Source organism: Pseudomonas sp. I8001, from assembly GCF_013385345.1.
In the GTDB taxonomy this organism is placed as follows: domain Bacteria; phylum Pseudomonadota; class Gammaproteobacteria; order Pseudomonadales; family Pseudomonadaceae; genus Aquipseudomonas.
This window is the reverse complement of sequence record NZ_JACAQC010000060.1, coordinates 125,118-140,754: the sequence shown is the minus strand read 5'-3', so window position 1 is coordinate 140,754 and position 15,637 is coordinate 125,118. Positions and strand designations below refer to the sequence as shown.

The following is a 15,637-nucleotide window of genomic DNA, read 5'->3' as shown; positions in this document are numbered from 1 at the left end:
TTCGAAGGTCAGCTTTTGGCCGGTTAGCGATTCACTCATTGGGCAAGTGAACAGTTAGCGCTGCTCTTTAGTGCATCCTATCGCCAGCAATGCCTTGCGTAGTTCCTCGGTATCGATCCAGCGGACGCTGAGTTCATGGCGCTGGCGTCCCGGTTCGCCACCTACGTACGCTGCGTATCGAGGCTGCGAAGTTCCTGAAGCGCATCGGCCAGTGTCCGCCCACCTAACAAACGCGACACCGACTCATCGACTTCGTCAGCCAAATTCCCAAAGAACCGTTCAACATTACAACTGACGAGACAGCGGTGAGGGATATCGCTGCGCCCGACCCACAGCTTCTTGCCCCCCATCGACACCTTGTAGATATCGCGGAGCGTGATCGCAGTGGCGTCAACACCAAGGCTCACCCCCCCGTCTCGCCCCATAGTCGAGTGAACAAGGCCCGCCTGAATCAAGGGCACCAACAATCGTCTGACAAAGGTCGGATTGGAATCGACCCCCACAGCCAATTGAGCAGAACTCAAGCGTTCGACGCCTTCGGCCTGAGCCAGCGCCAGGCTGAGCATCATCTGCAAGGCCGTTGGGAAACGGACATCGATCATTTACGACTCCTGATCATTTTAATATGCATCCATTATTGTTGCATATATGTCGCGATGGATGTATTTCTATGGGCACACATTATCCCCAAGGAGAACTCCGATGTCCGAAGAGCGTGAAATTCAGCAGGTCATGGCGCGCTACGTCAGGGCGGCTGATTACCGAGACGGCGCGTCCATGAGCAACCTCTTCCTACCCGATGCCAAGGTCGAGGTTTTCTACAACAATGCAGGTACGCCTGAGCTTTTTGGCGAGTTGGCCGGATCGCAGGCCATTGGCGCAGCTGTTACCACGATGATGAAGCCCCACCCACCACGGGGTTGGAGCCACCACACCACCCATGACCCGCTCATCGAAGTGAATGGCAACACCGGAACGCTGGACGTTCATTTTGTAGTGTTCAACGTCGTCGGCGCAGAAAAGCCCGAAGATGGTTGGCCGCAAGGGGCGTTTGGCGCGCAAGGCACTATCACCCCGATCGAGAGTGGCTACTACCGGCCGATCCTGCAGAAAGTCGATGGGCGTTGGATGATCGCGCACATGCGCATTTATCACGACATCCCGTATGCCTTCTAGGAGAAGTACTGTGAAGGGTGTTTTTTATAGTGGCTTCGGAGGATCGGAAGTCCTCCAATACGGTGATTTGCCAGAACCGAAGCTGTCGCAGAACTCAGTGATCGTGCGAATGAAAGCCGCGACCGTCAACCCGGCCGATATCGCATTACAGGCCGGTTTTGGCGAGAGCTTCATGGAGACCTGGTTTCCGGTAGTACCTGGATGGGACCTTGCCGGCATCGTCGAGCGTGTGGGGGCCGGGGTAGTCGAGTTCCAACCAGGTGATGAAGTCATCGCCTATACGCATCAACACATCTTGCATAACGGCACCTACGCCGAGCTGGTGAGCGTGCCTGTGGAACGCTTATGGCGAAAGCCGAAGAACGTGTCATGGGCCGAAGCGGCCGGACTGCCACTTGCCGGTCTGACGGCCTATCGTGCGGTGATTGAAACGTTGCGCGTGTCTGAAGCAGATACCGTTCTGGTGCTCGGTGCATCAGGAGGCGTAGGCTCGCTGGCGACCCAACTCGCGGTGCTCTCAGGCGCTACCGTCATTGGCAGCGCTTCTGCCCAACACCACACCTATGTGAGGTCGCTCGAAGCAGAACCCATGCTGTCGAATGATGTCGCCGAACTCAGAAGGCACACATCCACCGACGTGACGGCCATCGTGGATTGCGCCGGCCACGGCAGGTTGGCTAAGGCTATGGCTGCTGACCCAAATGCAAGAGTCTGCTCAATAGCGGATAGCGGCCCCGGGATAACTACAGTTTTCGCCCGACACGATACTGAGATTCTCGCACGGCTTGTCGACCTGGTTGACGCCGGAGCTCTACGAGTGACCGTTGCGGCTTCGTTTGCCTTGGCAGACGCCGCACTTGCACAGGACGTGCTGAAGGCAAGGACCTGCGGACCAGGAAGATTAGTCCTCGTTCCAGGTTTTACCTGACAGCATCGGGTGGACTCATGGAGGGTCACTGCTCACACATCCTCCTCGAAGATGGCTACCGCCCTCACAAAACCAACCAAGGCGTATTTGATCTTGTAGGGGAAACACGAGACCTCAAAGCCGTGCGCAGGCAACGCTTCCAGATTAGAGAGTTTCTCCATCTGTCCGTAGCCAATCTCCCGTCCAGCCTGTGCCCTTCCCATATCAGGGAACTGTCCCCACAGGACCAGTAGCCGCAAGCGGAAAAATACTCAACCCAGCAGATTTTTTCGATAGAACTCGTTGAGCCTCACTATCGCTGGCGTTACGTACTGCTCTTTGTCGTAGAGATCGACGTGACTCGCACCTTCTACCCAAAGTAACTCCTTCGGCTCTCCTGCCCTGGGGAAAGCCTCTTCCATCATCCACTTGGTGGCGGCTTCCGTTCCTACAATGGCTAGCAAGGGACGTGGTGCAACCCTGTCGATGAAGCGGAAACCCTCAAATAGCGCCATCTTGTCGACGCTGACCCAAGGCATCTGTTTAGTAGATCGCGGATGATAAGCACGAGGAGTGCAGTAGTACTCCCATCCTTCGTATACGTACTGACCGAGCGTGCGGGCCGCCGCTTCATCAGACGGAAAAATCGGGAAGGTTTGTGTCCCCTCGCTGCGCTCTTGGGCAGTACGTGCCTTCGCAGCACTATCCAGCATCATCTTGAGAACCTCAGGAGGCTGCTTCCCGTCATAACCCACCCGGAAGAATTCGCCAATACTGACGCCACTAACCATAGCGACAGCTTTAACTCTATGGTCGGTCGCGGTGGCCGGAATCACATACCCGCCAGCGGCGCAAATACCCAGCAGGCCAATTCGCTCTGAATCAACGTCATCACGAACGCTCATGAATGAAACTGCAGACTTAATATCCTCAATGCGATGTGCCGGATCTTCCAAACCACGCGGCTCACCCGCACTTTCACCGCTGTAAGCTGCGTCGAACGCGAGCGTAATAAAACCCTGCTCTGCGAGGTGACGGGCATATAAGGCAGCGGTTTGTTCTTTGACGCCGCTGGCAGGATGCACCACTACAACTGCCGCTTGTGGCCCGCTCGCCAAGCCATCTGAGCTGTAAAGATTGCCCACGAGGTTGAGCCCAGCACTTTCGAAAGTAACGATTTTTTGCTTCATGTTGAAACTCCTTACCGGCTTAATTGCTGGGGTGAACGTGCTGCCTAACGCCTGGCGACTGGCATTGACGCAATTGAACAATGCCAGGCAATTTCAGAGGTAGCCTGAAGCTGCCATTCATCTGCACAATCCTTCCAAATGTGATTTCATCGGGTACGCATCGTTTGCCGGCGAGGTAGAGTTTCGTCATGAAAAAGAACACAAGTTTGCTGGACGAGTTGAAGCAACTCATCCTTCGCCATGCCGCATCGCACGCTGCTCGACCCGCGCTGCCAAACGTCGTGTTATCGAGCTATTCCGCGCCGACGCAGCCAGTCCGCCACATCGCCGAGCCCGCCCTGGCCCTCGTGGTACAGGGCGCTAAACAGGTCGCCCTAGGCGAGCAGGTATTTCGATATGCCACAGGGCAGTATCTGATTTACCTGGTCGATTTACCGCTTAGCTCCAATGTGATACAGGCAAGCGAAGAGGAACCACTGCTGGGCCTTGGATTAGTCCTGAGGCCCGAAGCAATAGCTTCGTTGTTGCTAGAAAGCAGCGCGCCACAAAAAATGAAAGGTGAGCAGTCCAGTATTGCTGTAAGTGAATTAAGTGATGATTTACTTGATCCCGTTGTCCGGCTCATAAGGCTTTTAGATAAACCAAACGACATTCCAATTTTAGCGCATTCAATTGAACGCGAAATTCTGTGGCGCCTCATTAACGGGGAACAAGGTGCAATGGTCCGGCAGCTTGGTCTTGCTGACAGCCGAACGATGCAGATCGCACGAGCGATTAAATGGATCAGAGACCACTACGCACAGACCATCCGAATAGAGAAGTTGGCAGACGTAGCAGGTATGAGTACTACGTCGTTTTATCGGCATTTCCTAGCGGCGACATCATTAAGTCCTATCCAATTCCAAAAGCATGTTCGACTCCAAATGGCTCGATCACTGTTGGCCTCTTCCTTGAGAGGGATAGCGGATATAGGTCTTGCGGTCGGCTACGAGAGTCCTTCTCAGTTCAGTCGTGAATACCACCGTTTGTTCGGACGACCTCCACGTGAGGATGGGAAAATACTCAGAAAAATTGAGAGTGACTAACATCCAGCAATCCTCCGTAGCATTGGTACACGCACCTTGGCCAAAGAGCTGTAAGCTAATGGACATCGTGTCGGGCGGTACATGGCCCGCAGCTTGATGCGCGAAGCTGGTATCGCCAGTCGTCAGCGCCGGCGCCGGCGCCATAAGTACAAATCGCCCGGCGTTGAGGCGTTGGTGGCGCCGCACGTCCTCAAGCGCAAGTTTGATGTCACGGCGGCCAATCAAGTGTGGTGCGGGGACGTGACGTATATCAAGGTCGGTAAGCGGTGGCTGTATTTCGCGGCGGTTCTGGATTTGTACGCCCGCCGGATCGTGGGCTGACGACCGGCTGCAAAGGATCGGTTAGCGCCCGATCCTTTGCCTATGGGGTCCATGCTTGTCTCTCCACACATACGGAGGACACATCATGCCTAGTACAGCCTTCCAATCGAAAAATCCTTGGAACAAAGGAAAGTTGATAGGGCAGAAAGCTCCGCTCCGTCTCAGAGACATCTGGGAAATCCGGGTCAGGCTCCAGATAACGGGCAAAAGCAGAGACGAGGCGCTCTTCGATCTGGCCATCGACAGCAAACTACGTGCGTGCGATCTGACCAAGCTGCGGGTTAGCGACATCTCCCACGGCCAGCACGTCGCGCCTCGCGTAATTGTCATGCAGCAAAAGACTAAACGGCCGGTTCAGTTCGAGATAATAGAACAGACTCGAAAGGCGCTGGAATCCTGGATGCGGATCGCACATCTCAAAGGCGACGATTTTTTGTTTCCCGGTCGCATTCGAGATTCCGAGCACCTGTCTACGCGGCAATACGCCCGTATCGTCAAGGCGTGGGTGGCTTCAATAGGTCTCGATCCAGTTTTATACGGTACACATACGTTGCGCCGAACCAAAGCGACGCTGATCTACAGAAGAACCAAAAATTTGAGAGCGGTGCAGCTGCTCCTCGGCCATACCAAGCTGGAAAGCACGATACGCTACCTAGGTATTGAGGTAGACGATGCTCTGGAGATTTCTGAGCAGACCGAGGTATGAACCCTTGGCGGCGGGAGGGATACCGTCGCTATCCGACCCAACGCAGCCATCCGCTCCTGACTATTGGGTTAATGCACCCACGTCATTCACCAGTGTGCGCCAGCCATCCTTTGCCTCCTGCTCCGAGGTAAAGACTTGCACTTTGGGATGCCAGAACGCCCCCTCGATTACGATGCATTCCAAGGTAGAGTCCTGAAACGTAAAGACATAGTGGATAGCATCTTTCATGAACCGCTGTTTGTCGTGTCGAGGATGAATGGCGTTCCTTTGCTCAAGCTCTGCTAACCAAGGCGAATTATCTATTCGATGAATTTGGTAATGCTTTAGGCCAAGTCCAATGAGCGGATGGCCGCCCAAAGCTTCGTCGTTTGGCGAACCGAATTGGATTTTCTTTACTAGCGGAAAATGAACCACAGCTATTTCTTCTCCGGTGGTGTAATACCGTAAACATAGTTGCGTGTCCGTGGCGAACACCACTGGTTCAGGCGACGTACTTGGCTGTGGCCAGGAGTCGAGCAGCACTACGGTCGCTAATGACATGCGGGAACCTGATGAATGAATGGGTTATAAACAGAGTGCGAGAGCGACTCGTTGTCGTCAAACCTTTCTGATCGCGACCGACTGCTTCTGGCCGAAACCACCCCTTTAATTCCCATACCGGTCTACCATGCCACCCCCGGCAGTGGTTCCACGCGCTACCGACCTCAATCTCAAGGTATCGCCCATGACCTCGTTCACCCGCACCACCCCATCCCGCATCTCATCCGAGGCATCCCAATGAGCATCGACCAAATCAGCCTCCCAAAAGGCGTAGGCCCTCAGGCCATCAAGCTCCTCGACGCCATCACCGGTGCTGACACCAAAGAAGACCTGAACCGCGCAGGCGGCAAAGCCGAAGGTTTTGTATTGGGTCTGGAAAGCGCCAAGGCCATCAAAAGCCAAATCGCCGAGTCGTTGTATGTGGCATACGACGACGCGGCGAGTAATCGGTTGGGTGAGTTGAAGGGCTAGTCCCGCAGGACCGCGTTGGGCTCTACGCCCGAGGTGTTTCGCGGTCCATCAGTTTGCCGATCAGCAGCACACTCAATTCGCTCAGCTGGTGTATGGCCAATGCCACGTCGCGGTCTTTGCCGGTCAGTTCGTCGGACAGGTCGAGCAGCAGGGCGCTGACGGAGGAAACGGTTTCGTAGCTGTTGGCGATCAGGATTTCGCTGCTGACGCCGGAGGTGACGCTGAAGAGGGCGGTTGTCTCTGGGACTGTCTCGGCATCAGTGCCGGGATTGAGGTAGTGATCAATGGCGCGCTGGGCAGCCTGGTGGAGTTTTTGATCAGGCGTGTTAGGAGGATTCGGCGTTACTTTGAACATGGTGCAATTCCTGAATGGGGCCGACACCCTTTCGCTACTACACAATAGGGTGGCAGCTGTACGCAGGTTAGTAGACCGGGGAATTACACAAAGCCGGCGCACCCGAAGGCGCCCTACGCACAGCCACCATCAAGCACAGACAAGAACGTCTGATAGATGCAGCTCATGCACTATGTGTAATTGACCCTAGGGCTACTAAACCCGATCACTGAGTTTTCAGCGACCGAGCAACCTTAGAGATGGCCACCCAGGTGCACAAGCCGGCGGATTCTGACGTAAGCGTAGGCAATGGAGCAAGGTGGTGTTGTCTTTCAAAATGACGGATTTACCCCGTTGCCCCGCGTTAGCGTTGACGTTTTTCGCGAGCAAGCTTGCTCCTACAGGGCCGTGTGAACTTTTACCGGTGTGTAGGGCGTCCAAGCTGTAACGAACCCTGAGCCAAGGACACGCGATGATCACCTTCCTTATTTTTCTTCTGGCCTGCGGTGCTGCTGCGAGCACCGGCATCATCTTCAAGCCGGGCGACTGGTACGCCACCCTGGTCAAACCCAGCTTCACCCCTCCCAACTGGCTGTTCCCGGTCGCCTGGACCATCATCTACCTGCTGCTGGCTTGGGCCGGCTACCGGCTGACCCTGATTCCCGGCAGCGAAATCGTGCTGGCTCTATGGGCCGCACAGATCGCACTCAACACCCTGTGGACGCCCGTGTTCTTCGGCGCCCACCGGATTTTCGCCGGGATGGTGATCATCACGCTGCTGTGGCTGGTAGTGGCCGCCATGGTGCTGCTGACGGTGCGCCTGGATTTGATCACCGGGCTGATCCTGTTCCCGTACCTGGTGTGGCTCAGCGTTGCGGCTGCGTTGAATTTCTCCATCCTGCGCAATAACCGCTGAGCCTGGCGACGTGGGGAGAGGGCGGAAACATCATTGCCATGATGCCCGCGCACACTGGCCAAGGTGAACATCTCTTTTAGAGATAGAGGGAATATCGAATTGGGAACTCACACGCTGTGGCCTGCTGAAGAACATGAACTGGCGCAAATGCAGCGCTTTAACCAGAAGCTCGCCTGGATGCCGCGTTTTCGCATCCGCAACCGCGTGACGCCCCGGGTGATCCAGGCGCTGTTGCGCTCCAGCCAGATGGTGGCCGGCAACAAGTTGCTCAAGCATGGCCTGCACGCTGAAAGCCGGCGGGTGGGCTCGGTGCCGGTGCGCATCATTCGGCCGAAGGGCAAGGCCAAAGGCGTGGTGCTGGATATCCATGGCGGCGGCTGGGTGATCGGCAATGCGCAGATGAATGACGACCTCAACGTGGCCATGGTGAATGCGTGCGAGGTGGCGGTGGTGTCGGTGGATTATCGGCTGGCGGTGAATACGCCGGTCGAAGGGATTCTGGAAGACTGCCTGGCCACGGCGCGCTGGTTGCTCGGGGACTGTGAGGAGTTCGCCGGCCTGCCGGTGATCGTTGTCGGCGAGTCTGCCGGTGGGCATCTGGCGGCGGCCACGTTGTTGGCGCTGAAGCAATCGCCCGAATTGCTGGCGCGGGTGAGTGGGGCGGTGCTGTATTACGGCGTCTACGATTTGACCGGTACACCGAGCGTACGTACGGCAGGACGCGAAACGCTGCTGCTGGACGGGCCGGGCATGGTGGAGGCGCTGCGTTTGCTGACGCCGGGCCTGAGTGACGAGCAGCGTCGGCAGCCGCCGTTGTCACCGTTGTATGGCGACCTTGCCGGGCTGCCGCCGGCACTGATGTTTGTGGGGGAGCTGGACCCGTTGCTGGACGACACGCTGCAGATGGCCGAGCGATGGGCGGGGTCCGAGGTGTTTTTGTTACCGCAGGCGGCTCATGGGTTTATTCATTTTCCGACGGCGATGTCGGGCCGCGTGCTGGCTTACAGCCGCGATTGGATCACGGGTCGTTTACGCTCGGTTGGTTGATATTGGATTTTTACAACAAGGCCACATGGAAAGATGAAAATAAGAAAGTCGTTCATCGCGTCGCTGGGGATTTTATCGCTGGTTCAAACATCACTGTCCTTTGCGGACAACGCTAACGGGAAAAACATTTATCTGCAGCGCTGCGCCATGTGCCACGGCGCGGATATCAAAGGCACGGGACCCTTGGCGAATAAAAGCAATCCGCCTACGCCTGACCTGACAACGGCTACTTTCAAAAAACGCTTGAGTGATTATCCGGGCGTTATCGTGTCGTCCGTCATTCTTCGTCCAAATGGCGACCTGATTCCCAGAACGTTGCGGGAGAACGGTGTGAGGTTGTCACCGTTCACCTGGAAAGTTCAGGACTTCCGCGACTTGAATCAGTACATGAGTGGAGTGATTTCAAAAAGCCGATGATGCTGCTCGTTCCCACGCTCTGCGTGGGAATGCATCCCGTGACGCTCCGCGTCACCAACAGCGGGACGCAGAGCGTCCCCGGCGGCATTCCCACGCGGAGCGTGGGAACGATCAGTCAGCAACCGCTCAACGCTACCTGCGGACGCTCACCTGCAAAGAAGAACGGCCGCAACCGCACGCCCACGCTATTGCCGATAAACGCCGCCACCAACCACACCCAGCCATGCAGGCTGCCCGAGGCAATCCCGCTGAAGTACGCGCCGATGTTGCAGCCGTACGCCAGTCGCGAGCCATAACCCAGCAGCAACCCACCGATCACCGCGGCGAACAGCGAGCGTGCCGGAATCTTCAGGCTTGGAGCGAAACGCCCGGCCAATCCCGCAGCCAACAGCGCACCGAGGATGATGCCGACGTCCATCACGCTGGTGACGTCTTCCCACACCGGCGCCGCCAGGGCCTTGGCATTGCCCGGCATTTGCCAGAACGCCCAGCTGCCTACGTCTACGCCCAACCCGCCGGCAACCTTGGCGCCCCACAGCGCGAACGCCGAAGTGATACCCCATGGCCGCCCGGCCAGTGCCAGGGTGGCGTAGTTGAGCAGGGCCAGGCCAATTGCGCCCCACACCAATGGCCATGGCCCGCGCAGGAAGCGGCGCAGGCCCTGGTGTTCGCTGGTGACGCCGGCTTCGAGTTGCCCGTGACGACCTTTTTCCAGGCGCACGGTGACTGCCGCGATGATGCCAAATACGGCCAGGCTCAGCAGCAAGGCCGGCACCACGCCGAAGCTTTTGACGATGGAAACCGCCGGGAACGAAGGCAGCGAGAACCACCAGTCGACGTGGTGAGTCGCGATCAACGAACCACAGATAAAGAAGAACAGCGTCACCAGCATGCGCGCGTTACCACCGCCCACGGTGAACAGGGTGCCGGACGCACAACCGCCGCCCAGCTGCATGCCGATGCCGAAAATGAATGCCCCGAACACCACCGAAACCCCGGCCGGTGCCACCAGCCCGACCACGGGCTGGCCGAACAGGGTGCCGGCCCCCAGCGCGGGGAAGAACAGCACCACGGCAATCGCCAGCATCACCATCTGCGCACGCAAGCCCGCGCCACGCCGGTCGGTGATGAACACTCGCCAGGCCGAGGTGAAGCCGAAAGCGGCGTGGTACAGCGTCAAACCCAGTGCGGCGCCGACCACCAGCAACAGCACCTGGCGCGAGCCGACGCTGTTTTGCAGGAAGACGGCGCCGAACAGCAGGATGGCAAACGCCAGCAGGGGCGCGAGCGGCTTGCGCGCAGGGGTTGTAGAGAGGGAAAGGCTCATCGGGTATCTCGGGTGATGTGGGTTAAGGGCGAGGTGGCGAAGTATAAACCTCGCGCTCTGCCACTGGCGCCTTGAAAAGCAACGCCAGCGCCACGATCACCGACAGCGCCACGGCCACCGCGCCCGCCAGGTACACCGATGCCACTCCGGCCACGCCGGCCAAGGCGCCGATCAGCGGGGTGCTGACCCCCAGCGAAATATCCAGGAACGCCACATACGCACCCATCGCCAGGCTGCGGGATTGGGGCGGCGCGCGCTTTATCGCCTCCACCCCAAAGCCGGGAAACGCCAGGGAGTAGCCGAAACCGGTCAGCGCCGCGCCCAGGTAGGCGGTCAAGGCGCTGTCCGCGCCCCAGATCAACAGCTGACCGGCGGCTTCGATTATCACGCACACCAGCGCGACCTTGGCACCGCCGATCTTGTCGGGCAGGTGCCCAAAGAAAATCCGCGCGCCGATAAACGCCAGGCCAAAGGCGGTAAACGCCAATGACGCATTGCCCCAGGCCTTGGTGGCAAACAGCAGCGCGATAAACGCGGTAATCACGCCAAACCCGACGCTTGCAAAGGCCAGGCCCAACCCCGGTACCCACACCGAGCGCAGCACCTTGAAAAACGAGGTGCGCCGCTGGCTGGTGGGCGCAACGCCTTGCGCTCCGGCGACGATGGCCAGTGCCAGCAGCGGAATCACCATGGTCCCGACGGCGATCCCGCTGAAACCCCACTGGCTATTCACCGCCACCCCGAGGGGCGCGCCCAGGGCAAACGCGGCGTAGATTGCGATGCCGATCCAGGCCATGACCTTGCCGGTATTTTGCGGCCCCACCAACCCGACACCCCAGCCCATCGAGCCGGTCACGATCAGGCTTTCCCCCAGCGCCAGCACCACGCGCCCGGCGAGCAACACCCACACCGAGACCACCGGCGACGCCACAAACGCCAGGGACGCGAGGTAGATCAAGCCGGAGCTGGCCGCCACCAGCATGCCCACGAGCATGGCGCGCTTGGGGCCGCGCATATCGGCAAAATTGCCGGCCCAGGACCGCGACAACAGTGCCCCGGCAAACTGCGCACCGATCACCACGCCCACCACCAGCGGGTCCATGCCCAAGGTGTTGTGCAGGTGCAGCGGCAGCACCGGCAGTTGCATGCCGATGATCAGGAACCCGACAAACACCGCCAGGGTGATGGGCAGTAATTTCAGTACCACTGGGCTTACCAATCCAGACATGAGTTGAATCCTCTGGCGGGCATCAGCCCAAGCGAACGGAAAGCTCGACGTCGTCACCGATCGGCACCGACAGGTAGCCATTTGCCGGCGAACGCACCCGGGCCAGGTAGTCGGGGCAGTAGTCGGTGTTGTCGGCAATGATCAACGCGCCGGGCTTGAGGCGGCTTTCCACCAGGTTCAGCACGTCGCCATACAGCGCCTTGGCGCCATCGAGCAGCAGCAGGTCGACGCTGTCGGGCAGGCCGGTGGCCAGGGTAACCAGGGCATCGCCTTGGCGGATCTCCACGAGGTCGCTCACGCCGCCTTGCTCCAGGTGTTGCCGGGCGAGAGCGATCTTCGAGGGCTCGAACTCGCTGCTGATCAGCGTGCCGCCGCCGTTGTCCCGCAGGGCGGCCGCCAGGTGCAGGGTGGACAGGCCGAACGAAGTACCGAACTCGACGATGGCCTGCGCTTTGCTGCTGCGTGCGAGCATGTACAGCAGGGTGCCGGTGTCGCGGGAGACGGGCAACCACAGGTCTTTCAGCATTCCGTAGAGTGCCAGGTAGTCGGTCTTGCTGCGCATCAGGCGGTCGCGTTCTTCGTGGGTCACTGTGTTGATGATGGGGCTGGTGGCGGCATCGGCCTGTGTGTACAGCCGTTCAATCAGGGCCGCCATCGGGGCCGAGGTAAGCGTATTCATGGGGATGTCCTGCTGCAGGTTGAGCGCCGTGAGGCGCCGGGCTAGTATGCGAATGATTCGTCGCATTTAAAGTATGCGAACAATTCGTCACATTCGCTATTCGCATTCCAACGGCAGCAGGAACGCCCCATGACCGATCGCCAGACCTCGCAGATTTCCTCACGCAAAGAGCCCAAACAGGCGCGATCCACCGGGTTGGTGTCGGCCATTCTCGAAGCGGCTATTCAGGTTTTGGCCAAGGAAGGTGCCAGCCGTTTCACCACCGCCCGTGTCGCGGAAAAGGCCGGTGTCAGCGTGGGGTCGGTGTACCAGTACTTTCCCAACAAGGCGGCCATCCTGTTTCGGCTGCAGACGGATGAGTGGCAGCAAACCTCGCAGATGCTCAGCCGCATTCTGCAGGACGTAAGCCAGCCGGCCCTTGAGCGCTTGCGGGCGTTGGTGCATGCGTTCATTCGTTCGGAGTGTGAGGAGGCGCAGATGCGGGTCGCCTTGAGCGACGCCGCGCCGCTGTACCGTGATGCGCCCGAAGCCCATGAGGTTCGCGCAGAAGGGCAACAGATTTTCCAGGCGTTCATGCTGGAACTGCTGCCGCAGGTGCCTGAAGCCACCCGCGCCCTGGCCTGCGATTTGATCGCCACCACCTTCAGTTCGGTGGCAAAGGAATTCTCGGGAAGCCCGCGCACCGAGGCGCAAGTAACCGCCTATGCGGACGCCATGGCGGATATGTTCGGTGCGTACGTGACGGTGCTGAACCAGACAACACGATGACCCGCAGGGCGGGCCATCGTTTGCAGTGCGTGTCTTAGCGGCGGTTCAGCCACACGGTCTGCGCGTTGCAGAATTCCCGCACACCGAAGTGCGACAACTCCCGCCCGAAGCCGCTCTTTTTCACACCACCAAACGAGACCCGGGGATCGGACACGCTGTAGGCGTTGATAAAGATCCCGCCGGTTTCCAGCTGGTTGGCGATGTGGCGCGCCTTTTCCGGGTCGGTGGTGAACACACTGGCGGTCAGGCCGAATTCACTGTCGTTGGCCAGGGCCACGGCGTGGTCCGCATCGCGGGCGGTGATGATGGAGGCTACCGGCCCGAACAGTTCCTGTTTGAACGAGGTCATCTGGTCGGTGACGTTGGCCAGCACGGTGGGGGCGTAATAGTTGCCCGCGCCTTCGACTTTGTTGCCGCCCAGCAGCAGGGTGGCACCTTCGGCCAGGGTGGCCTGGACCTGGCCGTCGAGTTCGTCCCGCAGGTCGAAGCGGGCCATCGGGCCGATGTAGGTTTCGCTGGCGGTCGGGTCGCCAATCAGCAGGTTGCGGCTGGCTTCGAGGAATTTGGCGGTGAAGGCTTCTACCACGCCTTCCTCGATGATCAGGCGCTTGGCAGCGGCGCACACCTGGCCGGAGTTCTGGAAACGGCCGATCAGGGCGGCTTGCACGGCTTCGTCGAGGTTGGCGTCGTCGAGCACAATGAACGGGTCGGAACCGCCCAGCTCCAGTACGCATTTTTTCAGCGCGGCCCCGGCCTGGGAACCGATGGCCATGCCGGCGCGCACGCTGCCGGTGAGGGTCACGGCGGCGATGCGCGGGTCGGCGATGGCTTTGGACACGCCGTCCTGGGTGACGTTGATCACTTCGAACAGGCCATCGGCAAAGCCGGCGCGCTGGAAGGCTTGTTTCATCAGGTACGCGCTGCCCATCACGTTAGGCGCGTGCTTGAGCACGTAGGTGTTGCCGCTGAGCATGGTTGGCACCGCACCGCGCAGCACTTGCCACACCGGGAAGTTCCACGGCATTACAGCGAGGATCGGGCCCAGCGGGCGGTATTCGATCTGGGCGGTGCCGTTGTCCACCAGGGTGGCTTCCGGGGCCAGCATGGCTGGGCCGTGGGCCGCATACCACTCGGCGAGTTGCGCGCATTTTTCGATTTCGCCACGGGCCTGGGCGATGGGTTTGCCCATTTCCAGGGTGATCATCTGGGCCATTTCTTCGGCCTGGTCGCGCAGGGTGCTGGCCAGGGCCAGCAGCAATTCGGCGCGCTGGGCGACGGGGGTATTGCGCCCGTTGCGGAAGGCGTTGATCGAGCGGGTGAGGGCGGCATCCAGCTGCGCCTCGGTTTCGTACGGGTAGCTGGCGACCGTTTCACCGTTGGCGGGGTTGATCGATAACGCGTGGGTCTGGGAGGAAATGGAGTTCATGGCACCGTCCTGCGCAGTGAATGGGATGGAGGCCAGCGTACGGGGCTGTATCTTTTTCGGAAACTGAATAATATTAAGCAATACGTTCACGTTTGGAGAATGACTTGGATCTGGTCCAGCTGGAAATTTTCAAAGCCGTTGCCGAGCAAGGCAGCATCAGCGCTGCCGCGCAATTGATCCATCGCGTGCCGTCGAACCTGACCACGCGGATCAAGCAATTGGAGCAGGACCTGGGCGTGGACTTGTTTATTCGCGAGAAGAGCCGATTGCGTTTGTCACCGGCCGGGTGGAATTTCCTCGGGTATGCGCGGCGCATTCTTGACCTGGTGCAAGAGGCCCGGGCGACGGTGGCGGGGGAGGAACCCCAGGGCGCGTTTGCGTTGGGCTCGCTGGAGAGTACGGCGGCGGTGCGCATCCCGGCGTTGCTCGCGGCGTATAACCAGAAGCACGCCAAGGTTGAGCTGGACCTGACCACCGGGCCGTCCGGCACGATGATCGAGGGTGTGTTGTCGGGGCGGCTGGCGGCGGCGTTTGTCGATGGGCCGGTGCTGCACGCGACGCTGGAGGGCGTGGCGGTGTTCGAGGAGGAGATGGTGGTGATTGCGCCGTTGCATCACGCGCCGATCACCCGGGGGCGGGATGTGAGTGGAGAGAGCATCTACACGTTTCGTTCGAACTGTTCGTACCGGCATCACTTCGAGCGCTGGTTTTCACAGGATGGCGCGGTGCCGGGGAAGATCTTCGAGATGGAGTCGTACCACGGGATGCTCGCCTGTGTGAGTGCCGGTGCCGGGTTGGCGCTGATGCCGCGGAGCATGCTGGAGAGCATGCCGGGGTTTACGGCGGTGAGTGTGTGGCCGCTGACCGATACGTTCCGGATTCTGAATACCTGGCTGATCTGGCGCCGGGGTACGGTGTCGCAGAGTCTGAACAGTTTTGTGCAGTTGCTGGAAGAGCGTGGCCTGGCCCTGGCATCGTAGCCGTAGCAGCTGTCGAGCCCCGGCGAGGCTGCGATGGCGTCGGCACAGTCGACATTTATGGTGCCTGACCCACCGCTATCGCGGCCTCGCTGAAGCTCGACGGCTCCCACATTTGGTCT

At 59.4% G+C, this 15,637-nt stretch carries 19 protein-coding genes and 1 pseudogene; 11 read left to right on the top strand and 9 right to left on the bottom strand.

Annotated features, from left to right (window positions below; genetic code table 11):
- Positions 1-161: 161 nt before the first annotated feature.
- Positions 162-602, bottom strand: a complete 441-nt coding sequence (locus tag HX839_RS30440) for an Rrf2 family transcriptional regulator (RefSeq protein WP_003214506.1) — start codon at positions 600-602, stop codon at positions 162-164.
- A 100-nt stretch (positions 603-702) separates the two neighbouring features.
- Between HX839_RS30440 and HX839_RS30435 the strand changes: the two genes are divergently transcribed.
- On the top strand, positions 703-1,176 hold the full coding sequence (locus HX839_RS30435) for a nuclear transport factor 2 family protein (RefSeq protein WP_003214505.1): 474 nt from the start codon (positions 703-705) through the stop codon (positions 1,174-1,176).
- Between the two features lie 10 nt (positions 1,177-1,186).
- Positions 1,187-2,104, top strand: a complete 918-nt coding sequence (locus HX839_RS30430; protein ID WP_003214504.1) for an NADP-dependent oxidoreductase — start codon at positions 1,187-1,189, stop codon at positions 2,102-2,104.
- Positions 2,105-2,136: 32 nt separating this feature from the next.
- On the opposite strand, the pseudogene HX839_RS31730 reads toward HX839_RS30430, so the two are convergent.
- A pseudogene (locus HX839_RS31730) lies at positions 2,137-2,324 on the bottom strand (cyclase family protein); the annotation flags it as partial.
- Positions 2,325-2,355: 31 nt separating this feature from the next.
- Positions 2,356-3,273 (bottom strand): alpha/beta hydrolase, encoded by a 918-nt coding sequence (locus HX839_RS30425; RefSeq protein ID WP_177068159.1) that lies wholly within the window; start codon positions 3,271-3,273, stop codon positions 2,356-2,358.
- Positions 3,274-3,461: 188 nt separating this feature from the next.
- Here HX839_RS30425 and HX839_RS30420 point away from each other — a divergent pair, with 188 nt between their 5' ends.
- The 3 genes from HX839_RS30420 to HX839_RS30410 all read left to right on the top strand — a co-directional run bounded on the left by HX839_RS30420 (position 3,462) and on the right by HX839_RS30410 (position 5,385).
- Positions 3,462-4,358, top strand: coding sequence for an AraC family transcriptional regulator (locus tag HX839_RS30420; RefSeq protein WP_003214501.1), 897 nt, complete (start codon positions 3,462-3,464; stop codon positions 4,356-4,358).
- An 81-nt stretch (positions 4,359-4,439) separates the two neighbouring features.
- A complete protein-coding gene (locus HX839_RS30415) occupies positions 4,440-4,679 on the top strand; it encodes a DDE-type integrase/transposase/recombinase (protein WP_256344773.1) in 240 nt (79 codons plus the stop codon).
- 85 nt (positions 4,680-4,764) lie between these two features.
- Entirely contained in the window at positions 4,765-5,385 is a 621-nt protein-coding gene (locus HX839_RS30410; RefSeq protein WP_177068158.1) for a tyrosine-type recombinase/integrase, read from the top strand.
- Between the two features lie 60 nt (positions 5,386-5,445).
- On the opposite strand, the gene HX839_RS30405 is transcribed toward HX839_RS30410, so the two are convergent.
- A complete protein-coding gene (locus HX839_RS30405; RefSeq protein ID WP_023659022.1) occupies positions 5,446-5,925 on the bottom strand; it encodes a hypothetical protein in 480 nt (159 codons plus the stop codon).
- Positions 5,926-6,162: 237 nt separating this feature from the next.
- Here HX839_RS30405 and HX839_RS30400 point away from each other — a divergent pair, with 237 nt between their 5' ends.
- Complete coding sequence (locus HX839_RS30400; protein ID WP_003214497.1) at positions 6,163-6,396, top strand: hypothetical protein; 234 nt, start codon at positions 6,163-6,165, stop codon at positions 6,394-6,396.
- A gap of 22 nt (positions 6,397-6,418) precedes the next feature.
- Here the strand turns inward: HX839_RS30400 and HX839_RS30395 are convergent, their stop codons facing one another.
- Positions 6,419-6,751 (bottom strand): DUF6124 family protein, encoded by a 333-nt coding sequence (locus HX839_RS30395; protein WP_087694351.1) that lies wholly within the window; start codon positions 6,749-6,751, stop codon positions 6,419-6,421.
- Between the two features lie 454 nt (positions 6,752-7,205).
- Here HX839_RS30395 and HX839_RS30390 point away from each other — a divergent pair, with 454 nt between their 5' ends.
- From HX839_RS30390 to HX839_RS30380, 3 genes are all read left to right on the top strand, one after another.
- A complete protein-coding gene (locus tag HX839_RS30390; protein WP_087694353.1) occupies positions 7,206-7,646 on the top strand; it encodes a TspO/MBR family protein in 441 nt (146 codons plus the stop codon).
- 147 nt (positions 7,647-7,793) lie between these two features.
- Positions 7,794-8,693, top strand: coding sequence for an alpha/beta hydrolase (locus HX839_RS30385; RefSeq protein WP_177068160.1), 900 nt, complete (start codon positions 7,794-7,796; stop codon positions 8,691-8,693).
- A 33-nt stretch (positions 8,694-8,726) separates the two neighbouring features.
- Positions 8,727-9,110 carry a cytochrome c gene (locus HX839_RS30380; RefSeq protein ID WP_102368511.1) on the top strand — a complete coding sequence of 128 codons (384 nt, stop codon included), beginning with the start codon at positions 8,727-8,729 and terminating at the stop codon, positions 9,108-9,110.
- Positions 9,111-9,225: 115 nt separating this feature from the next.
- Here the strand turns inward: HX839_RS30380 and HX839_RS30375 are convergent, their stop codons facing one another.
- From HX839_RS30375 to HX839_RS30365, 3 genes are read right to left on the bottom strand one after another with little or no spacing between them, the layout of a single operon-like run.
- Positions 9,226-10,437, bottom strand: a complete 1,212-nt coding sequence (locus tag HX839_RS30375) for a YeeE/YedE family protein (RefSeq protein ID WP_177068157.1) — start codon at positions 10,435-10,437, stop codon at positions 9,226-9,228.
- Between the two features lie 22 nt (positions 10,438-10,459).
- Positions 10,460-11,665, bottom strand: a complete 1,206-nt coding sequence (locus HX839_RS30370) for an arabinose transporter (protein WP_177068156.1) — start codon at positions 11,663-11,665, stop codon at positions 10,460-10,462.
- Between the two features lie 22 nt (positions 11,666-11,687).
- Positions 11,688-12,344, bottom strand: a complete 657-nt coding sequence (locus HX839_RS30365; RefSeq protein ID WP_003214482.1) for an O-methyltransferase — start codon at positions 12,342-12,344, stop codon at positions 11,688-11,690.
- Between the two features lie 129 nt (positions 12,345-12,473).
- Between HX839_RS30365 and HX839_RS30360 the strand changes: the two genes are divergently transcribed.
- The gene (locus HX839_RS30360; RefSeq protein ID WP_177068155.1) at positions 12,474-13,112 is read left to right on the top strand and encodes a TetR family transcriptional regulator; all 639 of its coding nucleotides are present in this window, start codon (positions 12,474-12,476) and stop codon (positions 13,110-13,112) included.
- Positions 13,113-13,146: 34 nt separating this feature from the next.
- Here HX839_RS30360 and HX839_RS30355 read toward each other — a convergent pair whose 3' ends face one another.
- On the bottom strand, positions 13,147-14,538 hold the full coding sequence (locus tag HX839_RS30355; RefSeq protein WP_177068154.1) for an aldehyde dehydrogenase family protein: 1,392 nt from the start codon (positions 14,536-14,538) through the stop codon (positions 13,147-13,149).
- Between the two features lie 104 nt (positions 14,539-14,642).
- Here HX839_RS30355 and HX839_RS30350 point away from each other — a divergent pair, with 104 nt between their 5' ends.
- A complete protein-coding gene (locus HX839_RS30350; protein WP_003214475.1) occupies positions 14,643-15,518 on the top strand; it encodes a LysR family transcriptional regulator in 876 nt (291 codons plus the stop codon).
- Positions 15,519-15,637 lie beyond the last annotated feature (119 nt).

Coding starts and splice junctions, on each gene's coding strand:
- HX839_RS30440 (WP_003214506.1), bottom strand. CDS start 602: ATGATCGATGTCCGTTTCCCAACGGCCTTGCAGATGATGCTCAGCCTG.
- HX839_RS30435 (WP_003214505.1), top strand. CDS start 703: ATGTCCGAAGAGCGTGAAATTCAGCAGGTCATGGCGCGCTACGTCAGG.
- HX839_RS30425 (WP_177068159.1), bottom strand. CDS start 3,273: ATGAAGCAAAAAATCGTTACTTTCGAAAGTGCTGGGCTCAACCTCGTG.
- HX839_RS30420 (WP_003214501.1), top strand. CDS start 3,462: ATGAAAAAGAACACAAGTTTGCTGGACGAGTTGAAGCAACTCATCCTT.
- HX839_RS30415 (WP_256344773.1), top strand. CDS start 4,440: ATGGCCCGCAGCTTGATGCGCGAAGCTGGTATCGCCAGTCGTCAGCGC.
- HX839_RS30410 (WP_177068158.1), top strand. CDS start 4,765: ATGCCTAGTACAGCCTTCCAATCGAAAAATCCTTGGAACAAAGGAAAG.
- HX839_RS30405 (WP_023659022.1), bottom strand. CDS start 5,925: ATGTCATTAGCGACCGTAGTGCTGCTCGACTCCTGGCCACAGCCAAGT.
- HX839_RS30400 (WP_003214497.1), top strand. CDS start 6,163: ATGAGCATCGACCAAATCAGCCTCCCAAAAGGCGTAGGCCCTCAGGCC.
- HX839_RS30395 (WP_087694351.1), bottom strand. CDS start 6,751: ATGTTCAAAGTAACGCCGAATCCTCCTAACACGCCTGATCAAAAACTC.
- HX839_RS30385 (WP_177068160.1), top strand. CDS start 7,794: ATGCAGCGCTTTAACCAGAAGCTCGCCTGGATGCCGCGTTTTCGCATC.
- HX839_RS30380 (WP_102368511.1), top strand. CDS start 8,727: ATGAAAATAAGAAAGTCGTTCATCGCGTCGCTGGGGATTTTATCGCTG.
- HX839_RS30375 (WP_177068157.1), bottom strand. CDS start 10,437: ATGAGCCTTTCCCTCTCTACAACCCCTGCGCGCAAGCCGCTCGCGCCC.
- HX839_RS30370 (WP_177068156.1), bottom strand. CDS start 11,665: ATGTCTGGATTGGTAAGCCCAGTGGTACTGAAATTACTGCCCATCACC.
- HX839_RS30365 (WP_003214482.1), bottom strand. CDS start 12,344: ATGAATACGCTTACCTCGGCCCCGATGGCGGCCCTGATTGAACGGCTG.
- HX839_RS30360 (WP_177068155.1), top strand. CDS start 12,474: ATGACCGATCGCCAGACCTCGCAGATTTCCTCACGCAAAGAGCCCAAA.
- HX839_RS30355 (WP_177068154.1), bottom strand. CDS start 14,538: ATGAACTCCATTTCCTCCCAGACCCACGCGTTATCGATCAACCCCGCC.